This is a genomic window from Pseudomonas sp. C1C7 (genome assembly GCF_013359595.1).
In the GTDB taxonomy this organism is placed as follows: Bacteria; Pseudomonadota; Gammaproteobacteria; order Pseudomonadales; family Pseudomonadaceae; genus Aquipseudomonas.
This window is the reverse complement of the sequence record NZ_JABFMP010000005.1, coordinates 1-17,255: the sequence shown is the minus strand read 5'-3', so window position 1 is coordinate 17,255 and position 17,255 is coordinate 1. Positions and strand designations below refer to the sequence as shown.

General features: G+C 62.0%; 15 protein-coding genes. 6 read left to right on the top strand and 9 right to left on the bottom strand.

Annotation, left to right across the window (positions count from 1 at the left end; genetic code table 11):
- The first annotated feature begins 25 nt into the window (after positions 1–25).
- The 3 genes from HNO86_RS05780 (at position 26) to HNO86_RS30195 (ending at position 2,195) form a co-directional block, all read left to right on the top strand.
- Positions 26–958, top strand: a complete 933-nt coding sequence (locus HNO86_RS05780; RefSeq protein WP_175376060.1) for a DMT family transporter — start codon at positions 26–28, stop codon at positions 956–958.
- 76 nt (positions 959–1,034) lie between these two features.
- Positions 1,035–1,928 carry a LysR substrate-binding domain-containing protein gene (locus HNO86_RS05775; protein WP_175376059.1) on the top strand — a complete coding sequence of 298 codons (894 nt, stop codon included), beginning with the start codon at positions 1,035–1,037 and terminating at the stop codon, positions 1,926–1,928.
- 138 nt (positions 1,929–2,066) lie between these two features.
- On the top strand, positions 2,067–2,195 hold the full coding sequence (locus HNO86_RS30195) for a PA1414 family protein (protein WP_007914492.1): 129 nt from the start codon (positions 2,067–2,069) through the stop codon (positions 2,193–2,195).
- A gap of 202 nt (positions 2,196–2,397) precedes the next feature.
- Here the strand turns inward: HNO86_RS30195 and HNO86_RS05770 are convergent, their stop codons facing one another.
- The 6 genes from HNO86_RS05770 to speB form a co-directional block, all read right to left on the bottom strand.
- Positions 2,398–2,649 (bottom strand): acyl carrier protein, encoded by a 252-nt coding sequence (locus HNO86_RS05770; protein WP_175376058.1) that lies wholly within the window; start codon positions 2,647–2,649, stop codon positions 2,398–2,400.
- Between the two features lie 81 nt (positions 2,650–2,730).
- Positions 2,731–3,456, bottom strand: coding sequence for an MBL fold metallo-hydrolase (locus tag HNO86_RS05765; RefSeq protein ID WP_175376057.1), 726 nt, complete (start codon positions 3,454–3,456; stop codon positions 2,731–2,733).
- A gap of 82 nt (positions 3,457–3,538) precedes the next feature.
- Positions 3,539–4,918, bottom strand: coding sequence for a sodium:solute symporter (locus HNO86_RS05760; RefSeq protein WP_175376056.1), 1,380 nt, complete (start codon positions 4,916–4,918; stop codon positions 3,539–3,541).
- 190 nt (positions 4,919–5,108) lie between these two features.
- A complete protein-coding gene (locus HNO86_RS05755; protein ID WP_175376055.1) occupies positions 5,109–6,620 on the bottom strand; it encodes a cytosine permease in 1,512 nt (503 codons plus the stop codon).
- 54 nt (positions 6,621–6,674) lie between these two features.
- Entirely contained in the window at positions 6,675–7,097 is a 423-nt protein-coding gene (locus HNO86_RS05750; protein WP_175376054.1) for a nuclear transport factor 2 family protein, read from the bottom strand.
- 9 nt (positions 7,098–7,106) lie between these two features.
- Positions 7,107–8,057 carry an agmatinase gene (speB, locus tag HNO86_RS05745; RefSeq protein ID WP_175376053.1) on the bottom strand — a complete coding sequence of 317 codons (951 nt, stop codon included), beginning with the start codon at positions 8,055–8,057 and terminating at the stop codon, positions 7,107–7,109.
- 418 nt (positions 8,058–8,475) lie between these two features.
- Between speB and HNO86_RS05740 the strand changes: the two genes are divergently transcribed.
- Positions 8,476–9,372: a LysR family transcriptional regulator gene (locus HNO86_RS05740; protein ID WP_175376052.1), complete on the top strand. Its 897-nt coding sequence runs from the start codon at positions 8,476–8,478 to the stop codon at positions 9,370–9,372.
- 10 nt (positions 9,373–9,382) lie between these two features.
- Positions 9,383–9,979, top strand: a complete 597-nt coding sequence (locus tag HNO86_RS05735; RefSeq protein ID WP_175376051.1) for a tRNA-uridine aminocarboxypropyltransferase — start codon at positions 9,383–9,385, stop codon at positions 9,977–9,979.
- 145 nt (positions 9,980–10,124) lie between these two features.
- On the opposite strand, the gene HNO86_RS05730 is transcribed toward HNO86_RS05735, so the two are convergent.
- The 3 genes from HNO86_RS05730 to HNO86_RS05720 all read right to left on the bottom strand — a co-directional run bounded on the left by HNO86_RS05730 (position 10,125) and on the right by HNO86_RS05720 (position 15,185).
- On the bottom strand, positions 10,125–11,492 hold the full coding sequence (locus tag HNO86_RS05730; protein ID WP_175376050.1) for an HlyD family type I secretion periplasmic adaptor subunit: 1,368 nt from the start codon (positions 11,490–11,492) through the stop codon (positions 10,125–10,127).
- Positions 11,493–11,501: 9 nt separating this feature from the next.
- Positions 11,502–13,661, bottom strand: coding sequence for a type I secretion system permease/ATPase (locus tag HNO86_RS05725; RefSeq protein ID WP_175376049.1), 2,160 nt, complete (start codon positions 13,659–13,661; stop codon positions 11,502–11,504).
- A gap of 165 nt (positions 13,662–13,826) precedes the next feature.
- A complete protein-coding gene (locus tag HNO86_RS05720; protein ID WP_175376048.1) occupies positions 13,827–15,185 on the bottom strand; it encodes a TolC family outer membrane protein in 1,359 nt (452 codons plus the stop codon).
- A 590-nt stretch (positions 15,186–15,775) separates the two neighbouring features.
- Here HNO86_RS05720 and HNO86_RS05715 point away from each other — a divergent pair.
- Positions 15,776–17,255 (top strand): retention module-containing protein (locus HNO86_RS05715; protein ID WP_175376047.1); only part of this gene is annotated, 1,480 nt, incomplete at its 3' end.

The following is a 17,255-nucleotide window of genomic DNA, read 5'->3' as shown; positions in this document are numbered from 1 at the left end:
TGCTTTGTTCAAGAGAGGTTTCCCAATGAGCGTCACCCGGCGCAGCGCCGATGGGTTTGCCCTGCAGGTGATGCTGGGCCTGTGCCTGGTCTGGGGTATCCAGCAGGTGATGATCAAGTGGGCGGCAGCGGACATTGCGCCGGTCATGCAGGCGGCGGGGCGCTCGGGGATCTCCGCGCTGCTGGTGGGGCTGCTGATCTGCTGGAAAGGCGGTTGGGATCAGGTGGGCGGTACCTGGCGCGGCGGCTTGTTGGCTGGCGCGCTGTTCGGTCTGGAGTTCTTCTTCATTTCCGAAGGCCTGCAATTGACCACCGCCGCGCACATGTCGGTGTTCCTCTACACCGCGCCGATCTTCACCGCGCTGGGCGTGCACTGGCTTTTGCCCAGCGAACGCCTGCGACCGTTGCAGTGGCTGGGGATCCTGTTGGCGTTCATCGGCATTGCCGTCGCGTTTGCCGCAGGCGTGTCCTGGGACAACCTCGACCCGCGCATGTTGATGGGCGACGCGCTGGGCGTACTGGCCGGCGCCGCCTGGGGCGCGACCACGGTGGTGGTACGGGCTTCGCGTCTGTCCGAGGCGCCGGTGACCCTGACCTTGTTCTATCAGCTGATCGTCGGCTTCGTCGGCCTGTTGCTGATCGCGTTGCTCAGTGGCCAGATCACCCACGTCAGCCTGACCGGCGTGACCCTCACCAGTGTGCTGTTCCAGGGCGTGGTGGTGTCGTTCTTCAGCTACCTGGTGTGGTTCTGGCTGCTGCGTCGCTACCTGGCCGCGAACCTGGCGGTGTTTTCCTTCATGACGCCGCTGTTCGGCGTCACCTTCGGCGTGGTGCTGCTGGGTGAAAAGCTCAGCCTGAACTTCGTCATCGGTGCAGTGCTGGTGCTGCTGGGCATCACCTTCGTCAGTGCCGAGCAGTGGTTGCGTCGGCGCTTGCGCAAGGCGCTGGGGCAATCCTGAAACCGTCTGGCCGATTCGATTGACATTCTTTGCAAAAGAACAATAGTGGGTGACTTGTTCTTGTTTGGAGAATGGCGTGGAATTCAGCCAGTTGCGCATCTTCCAGGCGGTGGCGCAGGAAGAGTCCATCACCCGTGCCGCCGAGCGCCTGCATCGCGTACCGTCTAACCTGTCGACCCGGCTCAAACAGCTGGAAGAACAGCTCGGTGTCGAGCTGTTCGTCCGCGAGCGTCAGCGTCTGCAGCTTTCGCCTGCAGGAAAAGTACTCCTGGACTACACCGCCAAGCTGTTCGCCCTGCACGATGAGGCTCACGCGGCGGTGCAGGGCGGGCAACCTGCCGGCGACTTCGTGCTCGGCACCATGTACAGCACCGCCGCCATTCACCTTCCTGCGCTGTTGGCACGCTATCACCGGCGATACCCGACGGTGAACCTGCAGGTGCAGTCCGGGCCCAGCGGCGAGTTGTTCGAAGGTTTGCTCACCGGCCGGCTGGATGCGGCGCTGGTGGACGGCCCGCCGGGGCTGGCGGTGCTCGATGGCGTGCTGCTCTGCGAGGAGCGCATGGTGCTGATCAGCGAGGCCGATCATCCACCGGTGCAGAGCGCGCGGGATGTGGAAGGGCGTTCGGTGTTCACCTTTCGCCAGGGCTGTTCCTACCGGATGCGCCTGGAGTCGTGGTTTTCCCATGATCAGGCGGCCATGGGCCGGGCGATCGAGATCGAATCCTATCCGGGCATGCTCGCCTGTGTAATCGCCGGGTCCGGCGTGGCGCTGATGTCGGAGTCGATGCTTGCCAGCCTGCCTGGGCGCGAAAGCGTGGCGGTGCATCCGCTGCCGGAGGCGTTTGCCAGCGCGACGACCTGGCTGATGTGGCGCAAGGGTATGGTCGGCGCCAACCTCAATGCGTGGATCGAGGAGCAGCAGGCGCTCTTTCCGTCGGCGCAGCGCCAGGCCAAGGCGATAGCATGATTTAATCGTTTCCGATTGTGATCGATTCAGTAACAGATCATTGCCACTTTGGGCGAGCATTGCTCTGGACTTCGGACTATTATCAGTTCGAAGCGATCAAGAATTTGGATCGCTCGGCATTACCCTGAAGGGGGCAACATGAAAGAGAAAATTCAAAACTGGCTGCATGACCTGGGTGTCGCGCTCGGTTTGATCGAACCGCCTCTGCAACCTGTGCCAATTCGCACCGATGACGAACAGCGTCGACGTCAGCAGCGCCGCCGGTAATCGCAACGCGGCCCTGTAGCAGCTGCCGAAGGCTGCGTCCGGCTGCGAAGCAGTCGTAAATCGGCGGACACGATCTGTCTGATATCTCCGGGTTGAATGGTCTTGGGGCTGCTTCGCAGCCCAACGGGGCGGTGCGACGACTCGCTAAATCCCCTCACCACAGTCACCTCTCCTTGAATGGCATTGATTCCGTATACAGCTATCAATGCCGCCCAATCTCCATCAAAAACCGACTCAAGTCATTCGCCGTCCTGGCCGTCTTGAGCATCTGGTCTTCCTCGGCGGTGAACGCCGTCAACCCCAACTCATCCTCCAGATGGAAGATCAGTTCTTCGATATCCGTCTTGTCCAATCCCAACTGCGCCAGGCTGGCGTTGTCGTCGAAGTCTTTCTGATCCTCCAGCAGGCGGCTGATGAAGCGGTGCACGGCGGCGCGGACGGCGGCTTTTTTCATGATGGTTCTTCGAGGGCGTTAGGGGTTGGTTGTCCCTGCGATGTATCCCGAAAAGGTCCCTTCAGATCAGTACAGCAGGCTTCAGCCGTGTGAGCGCTGCCACTCGTCAATCATGTGGCGCAGATGCTCCCCGGAAAAACTGCCGAAATGCCCGCCATGCACCGTGCGGATCGGCAGCGCGCGCAAGCGTTGCAGGCTGCGGGCGTAGTCTTCGAGGTTGGAGTGGTAGGCGTCTTCGATCAGCGGGCCGTCGTAGATGATGTCGCCGCTGAACAGCGTCTCGGTCGCCGCCTCATACAGGCTGATGCCGCCCGGCGAATGCCCTGGCGTGTGCAGCACTTGCAGCACCCGGTCGCCCAGGTCCAGCACGTCGCCTTCCTCGATCATGCCGGTGGCCGGGGCGGCCTTGACCCGGTACTCGGCGTAGCACAGCGGGCAATCGGGATGCGCCTCGAACATATCGTCACCGACGAAGGCCCGGCTCAAATCGTTCTCGCCGTCGGGCGCGGCCAGGATGTCCGCTTCGGCCGGGTGCACCAGGCGTTCGGCGAACTCGTGATGGCCGGCGATGTGGTCAAAATGGCAATGACTGGCCACCGCCACCAGCGGCCGCTCGGTGATCCACGGCAGTTGCTCGCGCAGGCTGACCAGCCCGGAACCGCTATCGAGCAGCAAGTCCTTGTCACGCCCCTGCACATGCCAGAGGTTGCAGCGGTAGAAGGGGCGAATGTAGGGCTCGTGGATCAGGCGTATGCCGTCGCTGAGCTGTTTGACCTCGAACCACTGATCACGGGAAACGATCTTCAAGGGTTTTCTCCAGACGAAAAAAAACGGGTGTGGCAACCGACGCCGCACCCGTCGAAGAAAGCATCAATTCGTTATGTCTGGCTTAGATGGCGTTCGCCACCGCGGACGGGCGACGAGACATCAGGCTCACCACAACAAAGCTCACCAGACCTACAGCCAGGCTGTAGTAGATCGGGGTGTTGGCATCCAGACCGTCCTTGACCATGAACAGCAGGGCAGTGGCAAAGCCCAGGCCCATGCTGGCGATGGCGCCGGCGGTGGTGGCGCGTTTCCAGAAAATAGCACCGATCAGCGGGATCAACATACCGCCCACCAGCAGGTTGTAAGCCAGGGTCAGGGCGCTGATCACGTCGTTCACCACCAAGGCGATACCGAGTACGACGAGACCGGTCAGCAGGGTCACCAGGCGGTTCATGCTCAGGCTCGACTGCTTGCCGCCACGCAGCTTCGGCAGCAGGTCTTCACTCAGGGTGGTTGCAGCGGCCAGCAGGCCGGCGCTGGCGGTGGACATCATGGCGGCCAGTGCGGCAGCGATCACCAGGCCACGGATGCCGTCCGGCAGGGACAGTTTCACGATCGCGGCGAAGGCGTTGTTGACGTTGTCCAGATCCGGGATCAATACGTGAGCGGCCATGCCGATCAGGGCGCAGGCCAGGCCGTAGATGATGCAGTAGATACCGGCAGCGGTACCGGCGTATTGCGCGACCTTGGCGGTCTTGACGGTGAACACCCGTTGCCAGATGTCCTGACCGATCAGGATGCCGAAGAAGTAGATCACGAAGTAGGTGATGATGGTGTCCCAGCCGATGGTGGTGAAGCTGAAGCTCGCCGCCGGCAGTTTGGTGACCAGTTCATCCCAGCCGCCCACGCGGTACATGCAGATCGGCAGCAGGATGAACATCAGGCCCACGGTCTTGATGATGAACTGGACGATGTCGGTCAGGGTCAGCGACCACATGCCGCCGATGGTCGAGTAGATCACCACCACACCACCGCCGACCAGTACCGACAACCAGAACGGCAGGTTGAACAGCACTTGCAGCACGGTGCCGATGGCCAGGATCGAGACCACGCCGATCATCAGGGCGTAGGCCAGCATGATCACCGCGCTCGCCGAGCGGGCCATCGGGTTGTAGCGCTTTTCCAGTACCTGGGTAACGGTGTAGATCTTCAGTTTCAGCAGCGGCTTGGCGAGGAACAGGTTCAGCGCCACGATCCCGCAACCCAGTGCGGCGCAGAGCCAGAAACCGGAGATGCCATGCACGTAGCCCAGGCGTACGGTGCCGACGGTGGACGCGCCACCCAGAACCGTTGCCGCCATGGTGCCCATGTACAGTGTCGGGCCCAGGTTACGACCCGCGACCAGAAACTCTTCGTTGGTCTTGGCCTTGCGCATGCCGTAGTAGCCGAGTATCAGCATCGCGGCGGCGTAGATGAGTACGACGAATAAATCCAAAGCCATGATGGCGTGTCTCCGATTGTCTTTTTTATGGTGAAACCAAACAGCATTACTGTGATTTCGACACCCTGTGGCGAGGGGGCTTGCCCCCGTTGGGTCGCGAAGCGGCCCTTCTTTTGCGACTGCTACGCAGTCGAACGGGGGCAAGCCCCCTCGCCACAAAAGCATTTCAAAGCAATGTTGGTGTGTTGAATCAGGCGACTTGTCGCATCGCCGGTTTAGCGAGCGAATCCGTGCTCTTGTTGCGTGAATCATTCGGGCCGAACACCGTCGCCGGTTCCGGGAACAGGCTCAGCAGCACCAGGTACACCACCGAAGCCAGGCCCAGGGTGACCGGCAGGCTGATGTCGATGCCATCGGCCAGGTTGCCCAGCGGACCGACGAACTGCCCCGGCAGGTTCACGAAGCACAGGCCGACGGCCGCGCTCGGGATCCAGGCACCCAGGCCACGCCAGTTCCAGCCGTGGTTGAACCAGTAGCGACCGCCTTTCTCGCCGCGGGTGAACACTTGCAGGTCATCCGGGCAGTAGAAGCCGCGGCGCACCAGCAGGCCGATGATCATGATCACCATCCACGGAGTGGTGCAGGTGATGATCAGCACGGCGAAGGTCGACACGCTCTGCACCAGGTTCGCCGCGAAGCGTCCGATGAAGATGAAGGCAATCGACATCACACCGATCAGCAGCGTGGCCTTGACCCGCGACAGGACTCGCGGGAACACGCTGGACATGTCCAGGCCGGTGCCGTAAAGCGAGGTGGTGCCGGTGGACATGCCGCCGATCACTGCAATCAGGCACACAGGCAGGAAGAACCAGCTTGGCGATACCGCCAGCAGGCCGCCGACGTAGTTGTTGGCCGCGATGTAGTCCGGTGCCTTGACCGCTACGATGGTGGCGGTGATCAGGCCGAACAGGAACGGGATGAAGGTGGCGATCTGCGAAATCACCACCGCCGCCATGATCCGGCGCTTGGAGGTGTCACGCGGAATGTAGCGCGACCAGTCGCCCAGGAACGCACCGAAGGAAATCGGGTTGCTCATGGCTACCAGCGCCGCGCCGATGAATGCCGCCCAGAAACCTGGTTGACCCATGTTCACGGTGCCGGCGTAGTTCACGTCGAAGGGACCGGCGAACGCGAAAACGCCCAGCAGGAACAGCAGGCTGGCGCTCCAGACCGCGATCTTGTTGACCCACAACAGGAAGCGGAAGCCATAGATGCACACGGTCAGCACCAGAATCGCGAACAGACCGTAGGCCAGGCCCAGGGTCAGGTCGGTTTCCGGCAGGCCGATCAGGCGCTTGGCACCACCGATCAGCGCATCCCCCGAACTCCACACCGAGAGCGAGAAGAAGGCGATGGCGGTCAGCAGCGACAGGAACGAGCCGACGATCCGCCCGTGCACGCCGAAGTGTGCACCGGAAGACACGGCGTTGTTGGTGCCGTTGATCGGACCGAACAGGCCCATCGGCGCGAGGATCAGCGAACCGAGCAACACGCCCAGCACAATCGCCCAGGCTCCAGCCTGGAATGACAGGCCGAACAGCACCGGGAAACTGCCGAGCACGGCGGTGGCAAAGGTGTTCGAACCGCCGAAGATCATCCGGAACAAGTCCGTCGGACCCGCGGTGCGTTCGTTGTCCGGGATCTGTTCGACCCCGTGGGTTTCAATCTGCGTAAGGCTTTGGTCGTTGTTGTTGTTATTCATGATCTGCTCCGATCATAAAGGCGCGTTCATCGTTCGTGAGCGTCACCTGTTTGGCTAAGGGGTTGGCAGCCCTTCCGGCATTGCGGACAAATGTTCGTGACAGGCCAGCCATTGGCCTTGTTGTTCTTGGCCAGACGCTTGTTTCTTGAAAACAATCGTCTCGCGCTCCTGGCTGAAGTGTTGCTCCCCTTGCATGCGCAGCTCGGTGGCCACGTCATGGATGAAAATCGCCACGTCACCCTGCAGGCTGACGAAGGCGTTGCTCGAAATGCACGACAGCACTTCGAAGCCATCCTCGGCACGCCAGCTGTCCCACAACGCCTGGTAGGCGTCGCGCGACAGCAGGGGCTGTTCGAGGGTGTAGAACACAAAGCTGGCATCGGCGCTGAACGCGCCGAAGTAGGCTTCGCGATCGTTTCGGGCGAAGGCGGACACCAGGTCGGCGGCCGCTTTCAGGACCTGATCACGTTCGTTCATGACCAATCCTCAGCGGTGGACTACGCCAGGCAGTACACAGAGCATTTCGTACAGCAGGTTGGCGGCCAGCAGCGAGGTGTTACCGGTGGTGTCGTAAGCGGGCGAGACTTCTACCAGATCGCAACCGATCAGGTCGAGACCCTGGCAGCCGCGAACGATCTCGATCGCCTGAATGGTGGTCAGGCCGCCGATTTCCGGGGTGCCGGTGCCAGGCGCCCAAGCCGGATCGATACCGTCGATGTCGAAGCTCAGGTACACCGGACCGCCGCCGACTTTCTCGCGAACTTCGGCCATCAGTGGATCCAGGGACTTGTGCCAGCACTCTTCGGCCTGGACCACGCGGAAGCCCTGGTTGCGGCTCCAGTTGAAGTCGTCAGCGGTGTAGCCCTGGGCGCGCAGACCGATTTGTACGACGCGGTCCGGGTCGATCAGGCCTTCTTCAACGGCGCGACGGAAGGTGGTGCCATGGGCGATTTTCTCGCCGAACATGTGATCGTTCACATCGGCGTGGGCATCGATGTGCACCAGGCCGACCTTGCCGTGCTTTTTGTGGATGGCACGCAGGATCGGCAGGGTGATGGTGTGATCGCCGCCCAGGGTCATCGGGATCACATCGTGTTCCAGGATGTTGTCGTAAGCTTCTTCGATGATGCGTACGGCGTCGAGCAGGTTGAAGGTGTTGATCGCCACGTCGCCGATGTCGGCAACCGACAGCGAGTCGAACGGAGCAGCGCCGGTGGCCATGTTGTACGGGCGGATCATCACCGATTCGGTGCGGATGTCACGCGGCCCGAAACGGGTGCCAGGGCGCAGGGAGGTACCGATGTCCAGCGGCACGCCAACGAACGCAGCGTCCAGGCCGGCAGCAGTAGGAACATGGGGGAGTCGCAGCATGGTGGCGATGCCGCCGAAGCGCGGCATTTCGTTGCCGCCCAGTGGTTGGTGAAGAATCTTTTCCACGGGAAAGGCCTCATCGTCATTGTTTTATTTATGCAGTCGAGCCCGCTCACGGAAGACGGGCGCCGCTTTGGACCGATTCTGCGAAATGTAGTGGCCGGGAAGAATCGCTACGGGCAAATACTTAGTTCAGATTTTTCTAAACTAATGCTGATGGCGGCGGTAGACTCCTCCATTCGCAAACCGCACGCAGTTAAGGCAAAGCGCGATCCCTGTAGCAGCTGGCGAAGCCTGCGTCCGGCTGCGCAGCAGTCGTGAAATCAGGCAACGCGGTGCTTCAGGCAGGCCTCGCATTCAGGTTTTGCGACTGCTTCGCAGCCGGACGCAGGCTTCGCCAGCTGCTACAGGTCCTGCGTCGGCTTAACTGACAGGCATCAGGGCTTGCCCCCCTCGCCACAAAAGCAATATCCGGAGCCCTTGCATGGCCAACGCTTTACCCGACCTGAAACTATTGCGCATCTTCGTCAGCGTGGTGCGGCATCAGGGATTTGCCAACGCCCAGCAGGAGCTCAACCTCTCTACGTCGGCCATCAGCACCTACATGAGCCAGCTCGAGTCGGCCCTGGGTCTGGTGCTGTGCCATCGCGGGCGGGGCGGTTTCAGCCTGACCAGCAAGGGCGAGTTGTTCCATCAGGAGACCCTGCGGCTGCTGGGGGAACTCGAGGGTTTCGAGCAGTACGCCGCCGCCCTCAAGGGCGAATTGCGCGGCACATTGAATCTGGGGGTGATCGACTCGACGGTCAGCGACAAGGCCCTGCCGTTCGCCGAAGCCATCGGCGCCTACAGCCAGGAACACCCGGCGGTGCACCTGCATCTGTCGGTGATGAGCCCTTATGAACTGCAACTGGGCGTCCAGGACAACCGCCTGGACCTGGCCATCGGCGCGTTTTCCACGCGCATGAGTGGTCTGGTGTACATGCCGCTGTACCGCGAACAGCACTGGCTCTATTGCAGCACCCGGCACCCGCTGTTCAACGAGCGGCGCATTCCCGAGCAGGTCATCACCCAGCAGCGCATGGTCGGTCGTGGCTACTGGAGCCAGGCGGAACTCGCGCGTCACGGCTTCAAGCACAGCGCGGCGACGGTGGAGAGTATGGAAGCGCAGCTGATTCTGGTGCTGTCCGGCGCCTACATCGGTTACTTGCCCGAACACTATGCCCAGGCCTGGGCCGACAAGGGCGACTTGCGCGTGCTGCTGCCGGCCACCTTCGGTTACCAGGCGCCGTTCTCGATGATCGTGCGTCGTGGCCGCAGTCGCGAGCCGTTGATCCAGACCTTCCGCGATCTGCTCAAAGCGCAGCTGAACCAGGCGACTTGAGGAAAGCACCATGTCCAGAATTCAATGCCCGCGCTGCCTGCGTCCGCAAAGCCACTGCCTCTGCCCGCTGATCCCCAGCCTCGACAGCCGCACCCGAGTGTTGCTGTTGCAGCATCCCAGTGAAGTGAGTCACGCGCTGAATACGGCGCGGCTGGCGGCATTGGGTCTGACCAATGCCGAATTGATCGTTGGCGAGCTGTTCGAGGAGTTGCCCCGGTTGCTGGATCAGCCCGGATACCGGGCGCGGTTGCTGTTTCCCGGCGACGAGGCGCAGCCGATGCAGGCTTATGCCGACTCGGATGAGCCGTTGCTGCTGGTGGTCCCGGACGGCACCTGGCGCAAGGCGCGCAAGATGCTGCACCTCAATCCGCTGCTGGCGGCATTGCCCAGGGTGACCCTGGCCGAGGGCGGCGTATCCCGCTATCGATTGCGCAAGGCACCGGGGCCGGGAGCGCTGTCGACGATAGAGGCGATCGTGCAGGCGTTGCAGGTGCTGGATGCGCCGGCTTCGTTCGAGCCGTTGTTGAAGCCGTTCGAGGCGTTGATCGAGGGGCAGATTGCGGCGATGGGGGAGGAGACCTTTCAGCGTAATCATGGGTCGAAATAGGTGTTGTCCGTGCAGGCCTCTTCGCGGGCAAGCCCGCTCCCACATTGACCGCGTCGAACGCAAATTCTGCGACCACCACGAAACCTGTGGGAGCGGGCTTGCCCGCGAAGAGGCCAGTTGAATCACCACAAATGCAACGGCCTGACTACCTCTCCCGCATCGCCTCGGTACGGGCCTTAAGCACCGGCTTGAGCAGGTAATCCAGCACCGTTTTCTCCCCGGTAATAATGTCCACCGTCGCCACCATCCCGGGGATGATCAGCAGCGGTTTCGCATCCCCGCCCAAATGATTCTTGTCGGTGCGCACCTGAATCAAATAGAAGCTGTTGCCCTTGTCGTCAGTGATGGTATCGGCCCCGATCAGCTCCAGCTTCGCACTCAGCCCACCATAGATCGTGTAGTCATAGGCACTGAACTTGACCATCGCCTTCTGCCCCGGATGCAGGAACGCGACGTCCTGTGGCCGCACCTTGGCTTCGATCAGCAGGTTGTCCTCGAACGGCACGATTTCCACCATGTCGCTGCCCGGCTGCACCACGCCGCCGATGGTGTTGACCTTGAGCAGCTTGATGATGCCCTTGACCGGCGAAACCACCGTGGTGCGGGTCACGCGGTCGTCGATGGCGATGCTCGAAGCGGTGATTTTCGACAGGTCGGTGCGTTTCTCGTTCAGCTCCTTGGCCGCTTCCGAACGGAAGGTCTGTTCCGACTCGTCGATCTTGCTGCGGATCTCGGCAATCGCCGATTCCGCCCGGGGAATCGCCAGGTTGGTGGCGTTCATCGAACCGCGGATCTCCACCGCGCTGCGTTTGAGCCGCAGGATCTCAACGGGGGACACGGCGCCGGTCTTGACCAGCGGTTCTGACATGGCCAACTCCTGATTGACCAGCGCCAGGCTCGAGCTGTATTGCCCGGCCTTGGAGCGAAATTCTGCCAGTTCCTGGGTTTTCTGCCGAAGTTGTTCGGTCAGGGTGCGCTGTTCACTGGCCAGCCGGCGTTGCCGTTGGTCATACAGCGCGCGTTCGTCTTCAGCCACCTGCGGGGCCTTGGCGATTACTTCATCCGACAGTTTCAGCGGCCGGCCCTCGGCCTCCGCCGACAAGCGCTCGACCTGCGCCGTCAGGGCATAACGATCGGCCTCGCTTTCACCCTTGTTCGACAGGTAGCGGGTGTCATCCAGGCGCAACAGGGTGTCGCCCTTGTTCACCATTTGTCCTTCACGCACAAAGATCTCGGTGACGATGCCGCCTTCAAGGTTCTGGATCACCTGCACCTTGCTCGACGGAATCGCCTTGCCTTCGCCCATGGTGACTTCCTGCAGCACCGCGAACTTGGCCCAGACCAGCGCGCTGATCAGCAGCGCCGCCGCCAGCCACACGGTAATGCGTGACCAGCGTGGCGAATCCTGAAGCGAGGCGCCGGCGGTTTCGGGCATGAACTCGGCCTCGGCGCTTTTGCCGAAGCTGTCGAAGTAGCCGCGTCCCTTGGGGGTAATCGGTTCGGAAGCAGACATGGCCGACTCCTAGACTGCCGCAGAGCCGACACGGCCCTTGCGCAGTGCATCAATAACCGCTTCTTTCGGCCCGTCCGCGACGATCCGCCCGTTGTCCAGCACGATCAACCGATCCACCAGGCTGAGCATCGAAGTACGGTGAGTGACCAGCAGCACGGTTTTGCCCTGGACCAGGCCGTGGAGTTTCTGGCGCAGGACGTCCTCGCTGCTGTTGTCCATGGCGCTGGTGGGTTCGTCGAGCAACATGATCGGCGGGTCCAGCAGCATCGCCCGGGCGAGCAGCACGGCCTGGCGCTGGCCACCGGAGAGCAGTTGCCCGCGCTCGCCCACGGGCCGGTCGAAGCCTTGCGGGTGCTGTCGGGCCAGTTCGGTCACGCCGGTCAACTCCGCCACTTCGAGCATGCGCGAATCGCTGATGTAGCGCGCGCCCAGGGTCAGGTTGTCGCGCAGGCTGCCGGCCAGCAGCGGCAGGTCGTGGGCGACATAACCGATCTGATGGCGCAGGTCGGCGACGTCCACTTGCCGCAGGTCCAGGCCATCGAGCAGCAATTGGCCTTCCTCGGGTTCGAGGAAGCCCATGACCATGCGCGCCAGGGTGCTTTTGCCCGAGCCGCTACGGCCGATGATGCCGATCCGTTCACCGGGTTTGACGCTGAAACTGATATTGGCCAGCGCCGCCGCGCTCTGACCGTTGTAGTGAAACGTCATGCCGACCACATCCAGCGCGCCCTGCAGGTGAGTGCGCTCCAGTGGACGTTGCCGGGCATCGCGCTCCTGGGGCAGGGCCATCAGGGCGTCGGTGCTCTTCATGGTCAGTTGCGCTTGCTGGTAGCGGGTGATCAGCCCGGCGATCTGCCCCAGCGGCGCCAGGACCCGACTGCCGAGCATGTAGGTCGCCACCAGGGCGCCGACGCTGAGGTTGCCGGCGATGATGCTGTAGACCCCGGCGACGATGGTCGCCATGCCGGAAAACTGCTGGATGAACAGGGTGCCGTTGGTGGCGAACGCCGCCAGGTTGCGCGCGTGACTGTCCAGGCGGGTGAGGGCGCCGTGGGTGCTTTCCCATTTGTGCTGGCGCTCGCTTTCGGCGCTGCAGGCCTTGAGGGTTTCCAGGCCACCGAGGGTTTCGATCAGCAGGGCCTGGCGTTCGGCGCCAAGGCTCAGGCTTTTTTGCACGGTGTCGCGCAGCCGCGCCTGAATCACCATGGCGAAAATGATCGTGATCGGAAAGGCCAGGATCGGGATCACCACCAGCCAGCCGCCGAGCAAGCCGATCACCAGCAGCATCAGCAGGGCGAAGGGCAGGTCGATCAGACTGGTGAGGGTCACCGCCGTGAGAAATTCTCGCAGCCCCTGAAAGTCATGGATGCTCTGGGCGAAGCCGCCGATGGTCGCCGGTTTGGCTTTCATCGCCATGCCGGTGATGCGTTCGAACAAAGTCGCGGAAAGGATCACATCGGTTTTCTTGCCGGCGGTGTCCAGCAGGTGCGCGCGCACCACCCGCAGCACCAGCTCGAAACCGGTGCCGATCAACAGGCCGATGGTCAGCACCCACAGAGTCGAGGTGGCCTGGTTCGGTACGACGCGATCGTAGGTCTGCATCACGAACAGCGGCACCATCAGTCCCAGCAGGTTGATCAGGAAGCTCGCCAGGATCGCATCGCTGTATAGCCATTTCGACAGCTTCAGGGTGTCGCGAAACCACGCCTGCACGCGCGGTACCAGAGGTGAGCGCAGGTCTTCGAGTTCATGTCGCGGACGGGCGAACAGGGCCTGGCCGCTGTAGTGTTCGGCGAGTTCTTCCGGGCTGATCCACTGTTCGCCGCCGTCGGCTTCGCTGGGCAGGATCAGCACCCGGCCGTCTTCGCCGATACGCCTGAGCACCGCGGTGCGATCGTTGTTAAGCAACAGCAACACCGGCAGGTTGAGCGGGGAAATGTCCTTGAGATCGCGGCGCAGCAGACGCGCCTGCAACCCGGCCCGGGCTGCGGCGCGGGGCAGCAGGTCCAGGCTCATGCGCTGTTTGGCCATGGGCAGCCCGGCACTGAGGCTGGCGCGACTGACGGTTGCGCCGTGGAGTTTGCAGAGAATCAACAGACCGTCCAGAAGTGGGTCATCGAAGCTCAGACGCGGATCGACACCGGTGTTGCCGGGTTCCATGCTGGTCACATTGAACGCTCCGGTAAATGGCAGGACAGAAGAACGAACGACACTCACACCCTGTAGGAGCTGGCTGTAAATACACAGCGGGCTGCGATCTTTTGATCTTGATCTTGATTTTCAAAAGCAAAATCGAAAGATCGCAGCCTTCGGCAGCTCCTACACACAGCGCTTTTATTTGAGATCTGGCAAACGGGCTTCGCTCTTCACCTCGGCCTGGGCAATCGCATCGGCAGGCAGCACCACCCGCTGCTTGCTCAGCAACTGCCCCATGTTCGCCAGTACACGGTACATCGAAAACTCTTCCGTGTAGCGCACTTCGGTGTAGCGGCGGTTGGCGTTGTAGAGTTCGTTTTCGCTGTCCAGCAGGTCGAGCAGGGTTCGTTGGCCGAGGCCGAACTGGTCCTGGTAGGCCATGCGCACGCGTTTGCTGGTTTCGGCGTATTCACGGGCGGTCGGGGTTTGCTTCTTGGCATTGACCATGGCGTTCCAGGCCAGGTGAATGTTCTCGTTGAGCTGGCGCAGGGCGTTGTTGCGGATGTCCATCGCCTGATTGATCTTGTGCGCGTCCGATTGCAGGCGCGCCTTGTCGCTGCCGCCGCGAAACAGGTTGTAGTTCATCACTACGCCGACCCGCCATTCATTGTCATGGCCCTTGTCGCCCTGGATGTTGTTGTTGGCGCCCACCGCCGCTTCGGCGTCGAAGCGTGGGTAGAACGGCGACTTGGCCACTTCGTACTGGCTCTCGGCCGATTGCACGTCGGCCTGGGCGGATTTCAGGTAGGGATTGTTGTCCACCATGCTCTGCTGGGCTTCCTGCAAGGTGGCCGGCAGTTCGCCTCGGGTCGAGGGCGGCGCTTCCAGTTCATCGGGCAGGCGCCCGACGACGGCGGCGAAGTTCGACTCGGCATCCGCCAGGTCGACCTGGGCGGTATCGAGGTTGTTTTCCGCCAGCGCCCGACGAGCGGTGGACTGGTCGGCGTCGGCGTTGCTGCCCACGCCCCGTTCGGTGCGCAGGCCGATCTGGTCGTTGACCCGCAGGTGTGCCTGCAGGTTGTTCTGGGCCAGGGTCACCAGCTCGCGGCGCTTGAGCACTTCGAGGTAGACCTCGATGGTGCGCAGGGCCAGGTCCTGGGCGGTGCCCTGAGCGTAATAGGCACGGGAGTTGACCACGCCCTTGGTGCGCTCGACCTCGTTGGCGGTGTTGAAACCGTCGAACAGCATCTGCCGCAGCCGCAGTTCCGACTGGGTGTAGTTGAGGATCGAGGTGTGGTGATCACCGAACGCCCGGGTGTTGGTGTTATCGCTGTAGCCGCGCCCGTAGGCGGCATTCAGGTCGACGGACGGATAAAAGCCGCCCTTGGCGACCTTCACGTCTTCGTCAGCCGACAGACGGCTGTCTACCCGCGAGGCCAGCTCCGGGTGAGTGGCGATGGTGCTCTGGATGGCTTCGGTCAGGTTCATGGCTTGAGCCTGGTAGGTGCAGGCCATGGCCAGTAGAACTGCGGAGCAGAGGGGGGTTAGGCGGCGCATGGGTGCATCTCCCTGAAGTCCTGATGGTGCTTTATCGTCGCCAATTTATTGACGACATTTATAGGAAAACCGTTTCACGGGTTTTACATCAGAGCTAAGAACATTCTGGAGAGAAGCTAAGAAGGTTTTCTCATAACCGTTATGCCGAAAAAAACTTATGCGCTCTGCAAAATCCAGCACATTGTTCAGTTGCGAAGCCCTTGTTTTATGAGCTCTAGGGCGCTCATCAGGGTTTCGCGAAAGTTCCAATCCACTTATCGACATGGAACGGAGAAGTGCTGGAGGGGAGGGACGCGGAGCGGTTTCGGTGACAATTTTTTGTCACTGGTGTGATTCAAAACCGTTACGCATCGCTCGCAGGCCGGTCGTCCACGAACAGAAGTCCGATGCCATTGATTGCAAAGGATTTTTCCCACCGTAGACGACCCCCGTGAGCAATACGCTGGGCGAGATCGTCGCCAGGGAAGCGGCTTACGCAGGTAAACGCTGACCGGCAGGCGCTCCGCCAGTCACCCGACTTGGTCATCCACACGCATGTTCTCCGTCACAAAAAAAGGTGCCGACAGCGGTTGGCAGCGGAGGAAATGCACATGGCTACGCTCATCGGTATCGTCAGTAAGGTCATCGGTCAGGTGTTCGCGGTGGCGGCCGACGGCACTCGTCGCGCCTTGGTCGAAGGCGATCGATTGTTCGCCGGTGATCAGCTCAATACCGGAGCCGAAGGCGCCGTGGCGGTGCATCTGCAAAATGGCCAGGAGCTGACGCTCGGCCGGGGCAGCAGCCTGCAGATGACCCCTCAGTTGCTGGCCCATGAATCTGCGCACCTGAACACCAACGAATCGGTGACGCCCAGCGAGGCGCAACTGAGCGATGTCGAGCAACTGCAAAAAGCCATCGCTGCCGGTGACGACCCGACGCAGACCGCTGAAGCCACGGCGGCGGGACCGGGTTCGACCGGACCTGCCGGCGGCGCGCTGGGTGGCGGCCACAGTTTTGTGATGCTGGAAGAAGTGGGCGGGCGGGTCGATCCGACCATCGGCTTTCCTACCGCCGGCTTCGGCGGCATTCCCGAGTTTCCTGAAGAACGCCACGATGCGGTGGTCAACACCGACGATGGCGCTGCGGCGCCAGTGATCGTGCCTGCGCCTCCACCGGTGGTGAACAACCCGGTCACCCTCGGTGGCTTGTCGGTCGAGGGTGGCGAGCTGAACCTCAACGAAGCGAACCTGCCTGACGGTACGGCGAGCAACCCTGCGGCCCTGACCCAGAGCGGCACCTTCACCGTCAACGCGCCCGACGGGTTGAACAGCCTGAGCATCGGCGGGATCAACGTCATCACCGGCGGTGTCGCCGCAGGCTTCCCGCAATCGATCACCACGCCGCTGGGCAGCACCCTGACCATCACCGGCTACAACCCGGCCACCGGCGTGGTCAGTTACAGCTACACCCTCAACGGCAGCGAGACCCATACGAGCGGCGACGGCACCACCCTCAGCGAACACTTCACCGTGGTGGCGGGCGACAACAACGGCGATACGACCACCGGTTCGCTGGACGTGAACATCACCGATGACGTGCCCAAGGCGATCGACGACCTCAACGGCACGGCCTCGGAAACCCAGCTGACGTTGAACGGCAATGTGCTGACCAACGATGAGCAGGGCGCCGACCGTGTGCCGGTGGGTGAGAACGCCGGCCCGATCACCCCCGGTACTTTTGTGGGTACCTACGGCACCCTGGTGCTGAACGCCAACGGCAGTTACACCTACACCCTCGATACCAACGATGCAGATTTCAAGGCGCTGCATGGCGGTGGCGATGGCAAGGAAACCTTCACCTACACCCTCACCGACGCCGACGGGGATACCAGCACCGCGAATCTGGTGCTGTTAATCCACAACGACGACGATGGCGTGACCATCGATGGTTTGAATGTCGAGGGTGGTGAGCTCAACGTCTACGAGAAAAACCTCAGCGACGGCAGCAGTCCCGACGCAGGTGCCCTGACTCAGAGCGGCACTTTCACCATCACCGCACCGGATGGCGTAGAGACGCTGACCATTGGTGGGA